The 14,656-nt window shown below is 38.4% G+C and carries 16 protein-coding genes and 1 riboswitch; of the genes, 11 read left to right on the top strand and 5 right to left on the bottom strand.

The features are described 5' to 3' along the window. The first annotated feature begins 58 nt into the window (after positions 1–58). Positions 59–244: riboswitch (cobalamin riboswitch) on the top strand. 125 nt (positions 245–369) lie between these two features. The 6 genes from NLW78_RS14890 to NLW78_RS14865 all read left to right on the top strand — a co-directional run bounded on the left by NLW78_RS14890 (position 370) and on the right by NLW78_RS14865 (position 6,035). Beyond that, on the top strand, positions 370–1,311 hold the full coding sequence (locus tag NLW78_RS14890; RefSeq protein WP_254497942.1) for an ABC transporter substrate-binding protein: 942 nt from the start codon (positions 370–372) through the stop codon (positions 1,309–1,311). Positions 1,312–1,329: 18 nt separating this feature from the next. After that, positions 1,330–2,382, top strand: a complete 1,053-nt coding sequence (locus NLW78_RS14885) for a FecCD family ABC transporter permease (RefSeq protein ID WP_254497941.1) — start codon at positions 1,330–1,332, stop codon at positions 2,380–2,382. 10 nt (positions 2,383–2,392) lie between these two features. Continuing rightward, positions 2,393–3,178 (top strand): heme ABC transporter ATP-binding protein, encoded by a 786-nt coding sequence (locus NLW78_RS14880; RefSeq protein ID WP_254497940.1) that lies wholly within the window; start codon positions 2,393–2,395, stop codon positions 3,176–3,178. Continuing rightward, positions 3,175–4,521, top strand: a complete 1,347-nt coding sequence (locus tag NLW78_RS14875; protein WP_254497939.1) for a cobyrinic acid a,c-diamide synthase CobB — start codon at positions 3,175–3,177, stop codon at positions 4,519–4,521. Before NLW78_RS14880 ends, NLW78_RS14875 begins: the two co-directional genes overlap by 4 nt. Positions 4,522–4,636: 115 nt before the next feature. Beyond that, positions 4,637–5,419: a DUF368 domain-containing protein gene (locus NLW78_RS14870; protein WP_254497938.1), complete on the top strand. Its 783-nt coding sequence runs from the start codon at positions 4,637–4,639 to the stop codon at positions 5,417–5,419. Between the two features lie 115 nt (positions 5,420–5,534). After that, the gene (locus NLW78_RS14865; RefSeq protein WP_254497937.1) at positions 5,535–6,035 is read left to right on the top strand and encodes a GNAT family N-acetyltransferase; all 501 of its coding nucleotides are present in this window, start codon (positions 5,535–5,537) and stop codon (positions 6,033–6,035) included. 36 nt (positions 6,036–6,071) lie between these two features. Here NLW78_RS14865 and NLW78_RS14860 read toward each other — a convergent pair whose 3' ends face one another. The 3 genes from NLW78_RS14860 to NLW78_RS14850 are packed head-to-tail and all read right to left on the bottom strand — an operon-like array spanning position 6,072 to position 8,338. Further along, complete coding sequence (locus NLW78_RS14860; protein ID WP_254497936.1) at positions 6,072–6,626, bottom strand: GNAT family N-acetyltransferase; 555 nt, start codon at positions 6,624–6,626, stop codon at positions 6,072–6,074. Positions 6,627–6,642: 16 nt separating this feature from the next. Further along, the gene (locus tag NLW78_RS14855) at positions 6,643–7,335 is read right to left on the bottom strand and encodes a VOC family protein (RefSeq protein WP_254497935.1); all 693 of its coding nucleotides are present in this window, start codon (positions 7,333–7,335) and stop codon (positions 6,643–6,645) included. Positions 7,336–7,339: 4 nt separating this feature from the next. Next, positions 7,340–8,338: an LLM class flavin-dependent oxidoreductase gene (locus NLW78_RS14850; RefSeq protein ID WP_367617694.1), complete on the bottom strand. Its 999-nt coding sequence runs from the start codon at positions 8,336–8,338 to the stop codon at positions 7,340–7,342. Positions 8,339–8,508: 170 nt separating this feature from the next. Between NLW78_RS14850 and NLW78_RS14845 the strand changes: the two genes are divergently transcribed. Next, positions 8,509–9,069, top strand: a complete 561-nt coding sequence (locus NLW78_RS14845; protein WP_254497934.1) for a Rossmann-fold NAD(P)-binding domain-containing protein — start codon at positions 8,509–8,511, stop codon at positions 9,067–9,069. A 118-nt stretch (positions 9,070–9,187) separates the two neighbouring features. After that, entirely contained in the window at positions 9,188–10,021 is an 834-nt protein-coding gene (locus tag NLW78_RS14840) for a cysteine hydrolase family protein (protein WP_254497933.1), read from the top strand. Between the two features lie 302 nt (positions 10,022–10,323). Here the strand turns inward: NLW78_RS14840 and NLW78_RS14835 are convergent, their stop codons facing one another. Beyond that, complete coding sequence (locus NLW78_RS14835; RefSeq protein ID WP_254497932.1) at positions 10,324–10,941, bottom strand: class I SAM-dependent methyltransferase; 618 nt, start codon at positions 10,939–10,941, stop codon at positions 10,324–10,326. A 135-nt stretch (positions 10,942–11,076) separates the two neighbouring features. On the opposite strand from NLW78_RS14835, the gene NLW78_RS14830 reads away from it, so the two are divergent. The 3 genes from NLW78_RS14830 (at position 11,077) to NLW78_RS14820 (ending at position 13,679) form a co-directional block, all read left to right on the top strand. Further along, positions 11,077–11,547: a MarR family winged helix-turn-helix transcriptional regulator gene (locus NLW78_RS14830; protein ID WP_254497931.1), complete on the top strand. Its 471-nt coding sequence runs from the start codon at positions 11,077–11,079 to the stop codon at positions 11,545–11,547. Between the two features lie 136 nt (positions 11,548–11,683). Then, positions 11,684–12,064 (top strand): YppG family protein, encoded by a 381-nt coding sequence (locus NLW78_RS14825; protein ID WP_254497930.1) that lies wholly within the window; start codon positions 11,684–11,686, stop codon positions 12,062–12,064. A 163-nt stretch (positions 12,065–12,227) separates the two neighbouring features. Continuing rightward, complete coding sequence (locus NLW78_RS14820; RefSeq protein WP_254497929.1) at positions 12,228–13,679, top strand: MFS transporter; 1,452 nt, start codon at positions 12,228–12,230, stop codon at positions 13,677–13,679. Positions 13,680–13,691: 12 nt separating this feature from the next. Here the strand turns inward: NLW78_RS14820 and NLW78_RS14815 are convergent, their stop codons facing one another. Beyond that, positions 13,692–14,627, bottom strand: a complete 936-nt coding sequence (locus tag NLW78_RS14815) for a DMT family transporter (RefSeq protein ID WP_254497928.1) — start codon at positions 14,625–14,627, stop codon at positions 13,692–13,694. Positions 14,628–14,656: the final 29 nt, after the last annotated feature.

Here is a 14,656-nt window from a genome sequence, read left to right as displayed (position 1 = left end):
CTTCGTTTGTTTAGAAGTTGACGTCCTTACATTTTCCAATTAAGATATAAGTTATAATTACATATTGTTGGTGTTAGGTGTTGGTAATATGACTACCACTTAAAAGGGAAGTCCGGTGCAAATCCGGCGCGGTCCCGCCACTGTAAATGGGAGCAACCTAAAATAAAGTCACTGTTGAAAAACGGGAAGACTTTAGGGAGCTATGATCATGAGCCAGGAGACCTGCCTAATACTGCGAACTAATTTCCTTCGGGGTAAAAGGAATTGGTTCACACAGAGCGTGTATTTATGCGATGGGTGAGTCATGCCTTAGTTTCCTAGAAGGAAACTAAGGCTTTTTCTATTTTATATATCTATAGGAGGTAACAGATGATGAAAAATTTAAAGTTTTTATTCTTGTCATTAGTTGCAATCATGATGTTCGCATTAGTGGCATGTGGAAATGAAGCAGATAACGAAAACGTTCAGAACAATGACCACGAGGATGAGGTGCCAAGTTCCGTTACATTAACAGACGATACTGGTACAGAAGTGACGATTGAAGGTGATGTTGATCGTATTATCTCCCTAATTCCTAGTACAACGGAAATGGTCTTTGCATTAGGTTTAGGGGATAAAGTAGTAGGTGTGTCAGAATTTGACAACTTTCCTGCTGAAGTAACTGATATTGAAAAAGTTATCGGCATGGAAGCAGATGTTGAGAAAATTGTGGAACTAGAACCGGACTTAGTCTTAGCAGATATTATAAATGGAGACGCGATAACACAATTAAGAGAACAGGGTTTAACCGTATTTGCGATTGAATCAAATAATTTAGAAGAGGTATTTGAAGATATTACCTCAATCGGTGAGCTGACAGGAGCAAGTGAGAAAGCAGAAGCTGTCGTAAGTGATATGAAAGAAACGCGTGACAACGTAGTTGCAACAATTGAAGGTGTTCCGGCTGACGAACGAAAAACAGTTTATATTGAAACGGGTGAAGGATTTTATTCAATTGGTAGTGGTACGTTCATGGCAAATCTTCTGTCAATAGCTGGCGGTGAAAACATTTTTGCTGATCAAGAAGGCTGGCTACAAGCAAGTGAAGAAAGTGTTTTAGAAGAAAACCCTGATGTTATATTTATTACATACGGTGCTTATATGGATGATGCTGTTGGAAGTGTCTTGAATCGTGCAAACTGGGAAAATATAACAGCAATCCAAGAAGAACAAGTTTATGAACTAACTTCTGACTTGGTAAGTCGCCCAGGACCACGTGTAGTGGAAGGGTTACGTGAAATGGCAGAGTACCTTTATCCAGACCAATTTTAATAGTTAGGACGTAATGATATGGAACAAAGAAATAGGTGGATGGTAACGTTAGCTATTTGGCTACCAATCCTTCTTGGTCTACTAACTTTCACGATTATTGTTTCTGTTTCTATTGGAAGTGCGAATATTGATGTAAAAACCGTTTGGCTTATTTTACTATCTAAAATACCCTTCGTTGGGGGTGTTGTTGATCAAACGTGGAGTTCCACAGTGGAAAAGATTATTATCGATATTCGCATGCCTCGTGTTTTACTAGGGGTGTTAGTAGGAGCGGCGTTAGCATCGGCGGGTACCATTTATCAAGCAGTGTTACGCAACCCTTTAGCAGACCCATTTATATTAGGTGTATCATCGGGGTCTGCTTTAGGGGCTTGTTTAGTCCTCTTATTCGGATGGAAGTTTATCCTTCTCGGAAATTGGACTTTACCTGTCGTAGCGTTTAGTTGTGGAATGATCACATTAGTTATTGTATATTTCCTCGCTAAAGTGAATCGACGTATTCATATAGAAACCTTAATTTTATCTGGGGTGGTTGTTCAAGCTTTTATTGCAGCCGCCCTTTCTTTAATTTTAGCTCTAGCAGATGAACGCATGCAGACCATTATGTTTTGGTTAATGGGGAGTTTGACATTAACGAATTGGGGTCACCACATGATTGTTTTACCGTTTGTCTTAGTTGGGGTAATCATAACTTGGTTTATGGCAAGGGAATTGAATATTCTATCTTTAGGTGAAGAAACGGCGTACTATACAGGAGTGTCAGTACCTAAAGTCAGAGTCACGTTATTAGTGATTGCGTCACTCATTACAGGAGCAGCTGTATCAGTTTCTGGAACTATTGGTTTTGTTGGATTAGTCATTCCTCATATAATTCGACTTTTGTTCGGCTCTGACAACCGAATTATATTGCCTTTATCCATTATAGGTGGGGCAATCTTTTTAGTATTAGCAGATACTTTAGCCCGTACCATTCTATCACCACGTGAGTTGCCAATTGGAATTATTACAGCCTTTTTAGGTGCACCATTTTTTGCATATTTGTTAAGAAAGAAACGAACGGGTTACTTTTAGGAGGGGTTATATGCTTACTGCACAAAATATTCATATGACATTAGATGAAACCCCCGTTTTACATGATGTAACGTTTCAAGTGGACCATGGAGCTTGTTTTGGCATTATTGGACCAAATGGGTCTGGTAAATCTACGTTGTTAAAAATACTATCAGGATACCTTGAACCGACCCGAGGCACGGTTTATTTAGAAGGGAAAAATATTCGCCACATTTCACAAAAAAAGCTTGCACGAAAAATGGCCGTCTTGTCTCAGGAAGCTCTCTATCCTTATCCGATGGCTGTCGTGGACGCTGTGTCCATGGGACGTTATCCCCACCTTAAATGGTATGAGAGGGAAAAAGAGGATGATATCGCGAAGGTATCTGAAGTGATGAAAGCTACAAACGTAGAACATTTCCAACATAAAACATTGGACACATTAAGTGGTGGTGAAAGACAGCGAGTAGCGATTGCAAAGGCAATGGCCCAAAACCCCGATATTTTATTGTTAGATGAACCGACAACTTATTTAGATATACATCACCAATTAGCATTGCTGGAAATGATTCAACAATGGAAGAGTGAGGAAGGAATAACAGTTATTATCGTTTTACATGATTTAAATTTGGCTTCTCAATTTTGTGATAAATTATTACTTTTAAACAATGGCCAAATTGAAGTAATCGGGAAAAGTGAAGAGGTAATTACGGAGAAAAATATCCTTAAGGTATATGAGACGAAACCAGAAGTTATTCCCCACCCAATCCATCGTGTTCCGCAAGTGTTATTAACAAAAAAGGGTTTGATAAAATGAAACGATTTATGGTTGCTGGTACTCATACAGGTGTTGGTAAGACCACGATTACGACTGGGCTTATGTCTGCCTTCAAACAAAAGGGTTTGACTGTTCAAGGGTATAAATGTGGACCCGATTTTATTGATCCTACCTTTCACTCTGTCGTTACAGGCAGGAAATCACATAACTTGGATAGCTACATGTTACGTGAACAAACGATACGGAATATCGTTTCAAAATATAGTAAAGATGTAGACCTTTCCATAATAGAAGGAATGATGGGCCTATATGACGGGGTTTCTTTTTTGTCGGATGAAGGAAGTTCCGCACATATTAGTGAAGTGACTGAAACCCCTATACTCCTTATTGTAGAAGCAGGGCAAAAGGCGCGAAGTATAGCGGCGGAAGTTCTTGGCTTTCAACAGATGAATCCCCGTTTGAAAATATTCGGCGTAATTATTAGTAAAGTAAGCAGTGTTACATATTATGAATTGCTGAAGGGTGCCATTGAATCCGTCTGTAACACGAAAGTGTTTGGATATCTGCCGTTTCACTCCAGTTTTAAATTACCAGAACGACATTTAGGGCTTATACCTGCTGTAGGGGATAGCGATTGGGATGATACTGTTCATCAAATAAGTAAGACATTGGTCCAGACTGTGGATATACAAAGCATATATGACTATTTGAATACACCTCCAATCCCTTCCGCTAAATCCAATTATGAGATACAATCAACAGTAAAAATAGCTGTAGCCTATGACGCCGCTTTTCATTTTTATTACGAAGAGAACTTTGAGATTCTTAGACAGCATGGTGCTGAATGTGTCTATTTTTCACCATTAAAAGGAGAGATCATTCCCTCGGATTGTCATGGACTCTACATAGGCGGTGGCTTTCCGGAACATTTTGCTAGCCAATTTTCTAATAAAGTAAAACTTGATATTAAAGATAGAGTGGAGGCTGGGCTACCTGTTATTGCAGAATGTGGTGGCTTTATGTTTTTAGCGAAGGAATTAATTGATGGACAAGGCAACAAATTCGATATGGTCGGAATATTACCAGCTATTGCCCGTATGAACGAACAATTACAAGCTATTCGTTATATAGAGCTGTCACCATCACCTCATAATCATATGATATCAAATGTACATAATATTAAAGGTCATGAGTTTCATTATTCGAATATGGACATGTTAGATTCATTGCCGCCGGCCTTTTTTGCTAGTGACCATAGCCTGGTAGGCTACATATACAAAAATGTTATAGCTTCATATGTACACCTTCATTTTGCTTCAAACGAAAATATTGCAAAACAATTTGTTCGTTATTGTAAACATCATAATAGCCTGCAGACGTAAATTTCCTGTCAATTTTATCCCTATATAACCAAAATTTTGGTAAAATGGTGAAGGACTAATTGTAAGGGAGCGGTATAAGATGTTCCATTGGAAAAATATATTTAGAGGCATGTTAATGGGTACAAGTGACTTAGTACCTGGAGTTAGTGGTGGAACGATAGCGGTTGTACTGGGGATTTACGATCGTCTCATTGAGGCGATTAATGGATTTTTTAGTCGTGAATGGAAAAAGCATCTAGGCTTCCTGCTCCCTTTGGGTGTAGGAGTTATTACGGCTGTATTATTGTTAAGTAACCTTATTGATACATTGTGGGAGCATTATCCAAACCAAACACAGTTTTTCTTTCTTGGATTAATTATAGGGATTATCCCTTATTTAATTCATAAGGCTGATTATAGGAATACGTTTCGATCTGTACATTACATCCTATTTCTTTTTGCCACTCTCCTTGTTGCATCTATGGCTTTTTTAAATGAAAATGGGGTAGCACAAGTGATGGACATAACAAGCAGTAAGGTCATTTTCATACTATTTTTATCTGGTATATTAGCGAGTATGGCGATGATCTTACCTGGAATAAGTGGGTCATTTATTCTTTTACTAATCGGTGTGTATCCAACGATCATTCATGTACTGTCAGAGCGACACCTTTTCTTGATTAGTGTTGTTGGGGTTGGTGTTCTAACGGGTATTGTTGCCTGTAGTAAGATTGTCCGCTTTTTTCTGGAACATTATTACACAAGTACGTATGCGGTCATTATCGGATTAGTTGTCGGGTCGATTTTCGTTATTTTCCCTGGATTTGAGCGCAATATTTTGCCAGCGGTCTATAGTATTATAACGTTCGGCTTAGGCATGGTTGCAGCTACCTTATTAGGAAAGTTTGAATATAAGTAATCCATGACCCATTTATTAATATTAGACCTCCTTACTATGAATAATTGGTTAATGTACTGTGTAAATGGTATTGAGAAATAAGTAATAGCAATGTGATAACTGAAGGAGGAGCAACATGATTAGAAGAGCAACGATGTTTGATTTGAATGCTATTATGGATATTGTAGACCGATGTAAGCAACAAATGAAAGTACAAGGTAATGAACAGTGGAATGAAGCATATCCGCTCCATCATCATTATGAAGGAGATATTTCGAGCGGTACGTTATTTGTTTCTGAAAATAGTGGGTATATTACAGGGGTTGCATGTATTAGTGAAAAGGCACATGAAGATTACGATAACATAAAGTGGCAGCGAAACAATGTCCCTTATTTATGTGTTAAACGATTAGCAGTAGATCCGAACTATCGATCAAGTGGGATAGGGGCGGCTTTTTATAGCTTTGCGGAACAATTAGCACATATGAAAGGGATAGAATTAATTCGAACTGATACATATGCGAAAAACAAGGCAGCATTAAAACTTTTTCAAAAAGCGGGTTATACATATATAGATTCGTTACATTTGGGAGATTATGAGTCGCCATTCTATTACTATGAGAAAATCTTATCCTAATGCATGAAAAAAGAGGTGCAATTTTGCACCTTTTTTTCATAATTTATGTTGATTTAACCAATCCCGAGCTACAGTCCCGTAAATGACAATATCATGGTAATAATTGTACAACCGTTCCCCATCTTGAATAATCCCTTCTTGTCTAAACCCTAGCCTCTCCGGGATCGCCCGACTCTTATAATTGTGTACACCGCATCGTATTTCCACACGGTTTAGTCTTAATTCTTGAAATATATAACGGACAACATGTTCCACCGTCTTCGTCATGATACCCTTTCCTTGATAGTTCTCTCCTAACCAATAACCGATTGTTGTCTGTTTTTGTCTCCAGTCAATTTGATGAAGACCGACCATTCCAGCCATATGCCCGTTATATAAAATCGCTACCTGGAATCCGTTATGGTTTGCAAACTGACTAAGCCACATATCGATAACAGGATAATAGTCTTCCACAGATCGCATGTTATCCACCCATGGGAGCCACTTTCGTAAAAAATGGCGGTTATCATCAACAAGATGAAAGATTTGTGAAGCATCCTGTCTCTCTAATAACTTTAACTGTATATCTTGATTAACGGGAAATATAAACATTGTTCCTCCTAATTACTTAACGAAATGTTAAATGATCAAATGTAGCATGTATTCCATCCCTTGTGGAAACTTGGAGTATTCCATTTTCTAATGGCCATTCAGCGATAGGTTGTTGTTTTTCATTAGTTAGAACAGGTGTTTTGAGTTGGTAAACAGTTTGAAAAATATCAATCATTTCTTCAAAATTGATTGTTTGATTGCCGTACTGAATTGATGTAAAGGAAACATTATTGATATGGTGATTCTGTTTTGGCCTATTTGATGTATTTCCCCATTCAATTAAAAAAGGCAATACGAATTTGTCATGTTGTGGGAATAACATTCGCCAGCGTAGTGTCGTACCATCCGGTTTTTTACGACTCCCGGTAAAGGGCCCGGCATAATCGATATTATGTTTCCGAAAATGTTTCACCAGTCCATCCATATTATAGGTTCGTAGTGCATATTGAATAGGTCCGTTTCTGTTTTCTTGCTGTTTTCTAAAAAGAAGTTGAATTAATGGATTATCACTTTTTCTTGCGTTATTCGGTTGATGAATTCCTATCCATTCTATGTAACTGTTATTTTCCATAAAAGCCAAGTAATTATATGTTCCCCACTTTTTATGCTCCCCACCTTGAAGTGTAACAATATTCTTTGTCTTTGCTGCATTGGCTGCAGCAATTTCCGGTTTAGGGGTTGCTATGACTAGATGGTCAAAGGCTAACATAATGTCACTCCTTATGTGTTTGAAAGGCATTAATCAACAGTTCGTAAGACTTAAGCCGTTTTTCAAATGGTGAAATGATTGTATTGATCATGAATTCATCAACGTTGTAATAATCTGCAAGTTCATAGATCTTTTGTTTTACTTGATAAGGGGTTCCCACTATCATTCTATTTCGGTTTAATTTGACTTTTTCCTTCTCGATATATGAATATTTATAGTTTATCGCCTCTTCTGGTTCCGGGAAATGACCTCTTTGAATCCCTTTTTCAGTTTGTAGTAGGGCAAGGTCGAGGCTTGCAGCAAGATAATCCGCCTCTTCACTAGTCTTTCCGCATATAACATAAACTGCAATAATACTCTTTGGTGATTGAAGAGTCTTGGAAGGTCGGAAATAATTTTGGTATTCGTGCAAAGCTGTCTCCCCATCTTCTCCATTAATAAATTGTGCATATGCATAACCAATTCCTAATTGTCCAGCCAGTTTTGCGCTTGCATGACTGGACCCAAGTAACCAAACCGGTGGTGAGCTTTTTCCCAACGGTGTCGCTTGAACATGATATTGGTGCGGATCTTGTCCGTGTAAATACGCGATAAGTTCCTTTACCTTTTTGGGGTAATCCGAGTAATTGGGATAGTTACCGTTGTGTAAGGCGTAGTTGACTCCTGGCATACCACCAGGAGCTCTTCCGAGACCGAGATCTGTTCGATTCGGGTAAAGAGCTTCGATGACACGAAACATTTCGGCAACTTTAAACGGACTGTAGTGGGGAAGTAAAACCCCACCTGTACCAACACGTATTCGTTTCGTATGGGATGCCAAATGAGTAACTAAAATTTCAGGAGATGAACTAGCTAAACTGCGGTTGCTATGGTGTTCGGCCACCCAAAAACGTTCATAACCCAATCTTTCAGCCCATTTTGCTAATGTAGTAGTTTGCTCTAGTGCATCCTTTCCGGTCATTCCACGCAAATGTGGAGACTGATCTAAAATGCTAAGCTTGATCTTCACATTATCTACATCCTTTCCGTCATGGTTCTTTCTGCGATATAGCTTGATGTTCTGGAGAAGGATAAGGGATATTCGTTGTTAAATAATACTGATATAAAACTTCATTTTTACCAAAGTGTATGTTTACCTTATGTATTACATTCGTTAGACAGGAGTGGGTTTTTATGAATCGGGAACATGTCCTCGTTGTCGGTGGGACAGGTATGTTAAGTGAAGTTTCTTTATGGCTGAATAAAAAGGGATACACCGTTGTTGTTATTGGCAGGCATAAAGAAAAATATCGCCAAATGGTGAAACAAGCGAAAGAGCCAAAAAGAATGTTTAGTATTGCTGTGGACTACCATGATGACATTTTATTCGAAAATAAAGTAGAGGAAACGATTAGGCGTAACGGTCCCTTTTCCCATATCATTGCTTGGGTACATTCATCAGCATCAAATGTCATCCCGACATTAATGAATATACAAAATATATATTCACAAGGAAACGATTTTCACTTTTATCATATTAAATCAAGTGCATCGTATTTTGACAACATGTCGTTAAACATTCCGAAACGTTGTAACTATTATGAAGTATTTTTAGGATTTAAGATTATCAACAACCACTCAAGGTGGCTTACTCATAAGGAAATCAGTCAAGGAGTGAAGGATGTAATTCAACATAGGCGAAAGCATACAATTGTAGGTCAAATAGAACCTTGGGCTAAGCGGCCACATCATTGAATATTGCAATACACATGAATATAGCCTAGTCAAATATTGGATAAAGTGGTTACAAAATATTCAGAAAATAGCAAATTAATGGTAAAGTAAAGGTAGAAACTAGGAGAGGGGAATCGGAATGAAAGAGAGATTGGAGAAGGATTACAGGAGAAAGGTCCTATTATTAGCTATTGATGTGCAAAACGACTTTATGGATGGTGGAGCATTAGGTGTTCCTGGTGCAAAAGAGGATACGGCTCGGATCGTTACATTTATTGAAGAACATTCCGAAGATATTACACAAATTATGGTCTCCCTCGATACTCATAAACCACAGCAAATCTTTCATCCATGTTGGTGGGAAGATGGTCAGGGGAGAGAACCAGATCCTTTTACCATTATAACGGCTCGTGATGTAAAAGAGGGTAAGTGGAAACCGAAATATTATGAGATTGCCAGTGTTCGTTACGTCCAGATGCTCGAAAGAAACAGCAAAAAACAATTATGTATTTGGCCTTATCATTGTTTACAAGGTACATATGGTGCTGCATTGGAGGAACAGTTCGCCAAAAAGGCATATCAACACTCCGTTGAGAGAGAGTATGAATTACAAACGATTGTAAAAGGTTTAGAACCGTTAAGTGAAATGTACGGCATTATCCAACCAGAATATAGTGAGAAAAACCTTATCCAAACGGAGGTAATTAACACACTAAAATTGTACGATGAAATTGTAATTGTTGGGGAAGCTGCCTCTCATTGTGTGTTAGAATCAGTGGCACAAATTGCAGAGCATTTACGCCCGGAGATTAACTCTCCGCAACTAACTGTTTTAGAAGATTGTATGAGCTGTATTCCAAGTTTCGAAGAGGATACTGATAATTCGTTTCGAGCTTTGCAAGAGAGAGGTGAAATTGAGATATTGACCAGTAATCAATGGAAGGGTAGGAATGTCATAATGAAAGAAAGGTGATACATCAGGGAATGGAGAAAACATTTGTTCATGTGGCAGACTTAAAGCGTTCTGTACTTTAGAATTGTAATTTGCACATTATTAAAAGGAATTAAGTACATCCCCTATTTTTTCATGTGCCGTTAGAAGGGGATGTATATTTAGCGTTGAATGGCCATAAGGTTTATTCCTATTTTCAATTTGACCAACACAATAGCGAACTTTTAATTTTTTATTGATTATGAAATATATTCCAACAAACCAGGTTGTTCGCCTGGATAGAGCATGTGCGATATCAAGCTTTAGGGTATGTTCAGGGGTGATTACTTACGACAAACAGCTATACCTAGCGGATAATATACATCTTTTCTTCCGGGATATGGTTCAATTAAGACACCGTCTTGTAAAAAGAAAGAAGTATTTGAGTATCGTGTGAAAAGGGCGTAAAATTCATCAGGACGTAATTGATGTACGTGAAATGGAGAGCCGCAAGGTACTCCACGTCCTTTGCCAAACGGGGTAGAAACGATCAAAGTCCCATTAGGTTTTAGAAGTTCATAGTAGTTATTTAACAGTCGCTCCTCATCTTCTATGTGTTCAATTGTTTCAAAACTAACAATGACATCAAAGGTTCCTAAATCGTTCACTAAGCTTTCGCTCGTTGCATCGGCCACTAGAAAATTTGATTTGGGGTGATAGTATTTCCCCTTTGCATAATGAATGATTTCAGCATCGATATCGACACCGACAACCTCTTGAACCTCACGCTTCTTTTTTTTAACCATTAGGTGAGTACCATAACCAGATCCGCAGGATAAGTCTAACACTCTGCCATGTAGGTAGGACATCGCGAATTGGTACCTGGAGATATGTTCCAGCAATAAATTATTCATAGGATCCATCAATTCAGGTATGACTCGTTCACCGGTATCTTCTAACAATATTAACACCGCTTTCGTTTTTTGTTCGAATGTATTATGATTAGTATAACAAATTGTCGAACTGTTGTGGTGCTTTGACAAGAGGGTGAGAAAAGACCTATAATATGTTCAATCCAATTTTGGGGAGAGTCGCTAATGAATGAACGTGAATATAAACGCAGAAAAGAAGACCCTTCATTAAAATTATTTGTAGTTCTTTCCAAAGCTTTTCGTTCCGTTTCAGATTTAAGTCAATCGGACATGATTAATTATGGTCTAAACCCAACGGAATTTTCCGTTCTGGAACTTCTGTATCATCGTGGTGATCAGCCGCTACAGAAAATTGGAAAGCGCATATTATTAGCTAGTGGAAGTATTACATATGTTGTGGATAAACTTGAACAAAAAGGTTATTTATATCGTAAACCTTGTCCAACTGACCGAAGAGTGATTTTTGCCTCAATCTCTGATAAAGGAAAAGAATTATTAGCTCAGATCTTCCCTAAACATTGGGAAGGGTTAGAACAGATTATGGCAGGGTTAGATGATGATGAAAAGAAACAAGCGATTGAATTGATAAAGAAGCTCGGCCAACATGCAGATAAATTACGAGAAGAAAAGAAATAAACGATAAGTCGGTGAAAACCGGCTTTTTTTCGTGGAGTTTTCTATGAAAAATAGGTATGAGCACACCTTCCTGTTTAGTGGCACATATAATATGAAGAGTTACGAATTATTGTTTATCGTTTAGGAGGTGGGATGGATGAACTTACATCCTCGAACCAATTGGGGTAATCAACTACATCAATATCAGACTACGCCAATGCAGCAACCTTATCAGTCATTTTCACAAACGATGATGCCGCAAATCCCCCAACATCAGGGCAATGTACAATATCAATCACCTTACGAACAATTTATGAAGCCTCCAATTCCAATGGAAAACTATGCGCATCATCAACCCCATCAGCATCATTATATGCCAAAACCTAATCATCCATTAATTCAGCACTTTCAAGGTCAAGACGGGCAAGTAGATTTTGATAAAGTGTTCAATACTGTTGGTCAACTCGTGAACACCGCGCATCAAGTTGCTCCAATTATTAAGGGGCTTAGCACTTTGGCGAAAAGCTTTAAAGTATAATAAGGGGTACATGTAAATATGTATCATTTAGGGGCTTCCATCCGGGGGTCCCCTATTGTATGTTGAAGTATTTTAAGAATGTTGATATAGACAAATTGCGTTGAAACTTTTTATTAGTTTGATAAAATAATAATCACTGACGAAATGGAGAGGATGTATTCTATTGGCACAGCAAGGTGTAGCAGCAACAGAAGCGCCAATGAAAACCCCCTTTTATTATGGATGGGTTGTCGTGGTTGTTTCGGCACTAGGCCTCTTTTTTTCCGGGCCAGGGCAAACGTATTCTGTTTCGATATTTATAGATTACTACATACAAGACTTCGAGTTTTCGAGATCCTTTGTATCTGGGCTATACTCAATAGCTACTCTCGGTGCTGGATTTTTGTTAGCATTTGTAGGTAGGTTAGCTGATCGCTTCGGGCAACGAGCAACGATGGGGATAATTGGAACATTGCTGGCCATTACTTGCTTCTGGAACAGTCTATTAACGGGCCCTATCATGATGTTTATCGGCTTTTTCTTCTTGCGGCTTCTAGGGCAGGGTTCAATGACACTACTACCCAATACTTTAGTTCCTCAATGGTTTATGGAGAAACGGGGAAGAGCATTAAGTGTCATGGCGGTTGGCGGATTTATAAGTGCCGCTATTTATCCACCAGTTAATACGTTTATGATTGGGTTTATTGGTTGGCGGCTGACTTGGATCTTTTGGGGACTCCTAATCTTATTGATCTTTGTTCCTGCTACATTGTATTTCGTTCGAAATCGTCCTGAACAGGTAAATGAAGTTATTGACGGTCACCCCCGAGACCGGTATAGACTAAATCGATCACAGGTTAAAGGTATGATTGCAGCAATATTTATCGTTGTAAACAGTCTGGCTTTTGTTTATTTTTTCTCTAATTGGTATGTATGGTTTCCTGTTTCAGCTGTCCTCTTTCTATTCCTTTATCGTTTATTACTAAGAAGGTTAGAAAAGCAGGAAAGCCACCGTAGGTTGAATTTACATGGAGAAGTAAATGAAGTGAGTTGGACATTAAATGAAGCAATGAAAACGAGGGCGTTTTGGATCATTCTGTTTTGTGTATCCGTGCCATCCCTAGTAAACACAGGAATAACATTTCATATCGTTTCGATTGCTGAAGGGAAGGGATTAACACCTGGAACAGCGGCAACTATGTTAGCCTTAATGGCAATCATCGGTTTCCCTATTTCCTTCATTTCGGGATATTTAGTTGATAAATTTAAAGTGCATTATATTCTTGCTGTGACGTTCTTTATTCACATCGTTGCGATACTCGTTCTCTGGCAATTAAATAGTGTAGTAGGTGCATTTATTTACGGTGGGATCTGGGGTATAGCTCACGGGTTTGAACGGGTTGTGCTTAGCATTATATGGCCGAACTATTTTGGAAGAGAACACCTAGGTAGTATTAAAGGGGTTTCACAATCGGTTATGGTTTTTGCTTCCGCTTTAGGACCGCTGCCTTTCGCTCTGTTTTACGACTGGTTTAGCAGATATGATGAAGTGTTACTCCTCACAACTTTACTACCCTTAACAGCAGGATTATTAGTACTTATATCTCCGAAGCCAAAACATACAAGCATAGAATAAAGAAGCGGGATTTTACCCGCTTCTTTGTTTATGTTCTTTTTGATTTATATTTACCACACTGTTTTTAGTCGTTTTTTTAGATGTATTCAATATAAATAACATTAAGCCGAATATAACGACGGCTCCACCTAGAAATTGGGTTGCTGAAACTTGTTCTCCCAGGATGAAGTAAGCAAGAATAGAAGCCCCTATCGGCTCAAACAGGATAGCCATTGAAATAACGGATGTACTGACCCATTTAATAGCCCAGTTAAACATCGTATGACCAAAGAAGGTCGGGATAATGGCTAGAGCAAGAAAAAGAAGCCAATGATTTGCTTCATAACCGAGAAATGGTTTTCCTAAGAGAACATTGTAAATAAGTAATGTAACTGTACTTATGCCATAAACAATGAACGTATAGGTCATGAGAGAAATCCGTTTTCGAATATTTTGTCCAATTAAAAAATACCCTGTTACCATAACTGCCCCTAGTAGTGCTAACATATCCCCGAGAAGGGCAAGGCCACTAATTTGAAAGTCACCCCAACTTATAATAACACTTCCGGTAATGGCTATGATCATACTCATAACTGAACTGAAACGAAAGCGTTCTTGAAAGAATAAATATGTTCCGATAAATGCAAATATGGGTTGCATGGTCACTAACACAACAGAACTCGCAACCGACGTGTAGTTTAATGATTCAAACCATAAAATAAAATGAAAGGCTAAAAAAATGCCGGCTAATGCAGAATATAGCCATTCTTTCCTAGTTATGTGTCGAAACTCACCGCTATTTTTGATCAATATATAAGGCAACATAATGAGGACAGCGATGAGTAGGCGGTAGTTAGCAATAATCGAGGCGGGTACACCGTGAGCTAACTTTACAAAAACAGCTGCTGTAGAAATAGATAAAACCCCGATTACAATAGCGATATAAGGTGCAACACGTTTACTATTCAATGTGTTTCCTCCTGTAGGACATATAATGT

This window comes from Salirhabdus salicampi (assembly GCF_024259515.1).
Classification (GTDB): Bacteria; Bacillota; Bacilli; order Bacillales; family Alkalibacillaceae; genus Salirhabdus_A; species Salirhabdus_A salicampi.
Note: the sequence above shows the minus strand (reverse complement) of the source record. Positions and strands in the feature narration are given on the sequence as shown.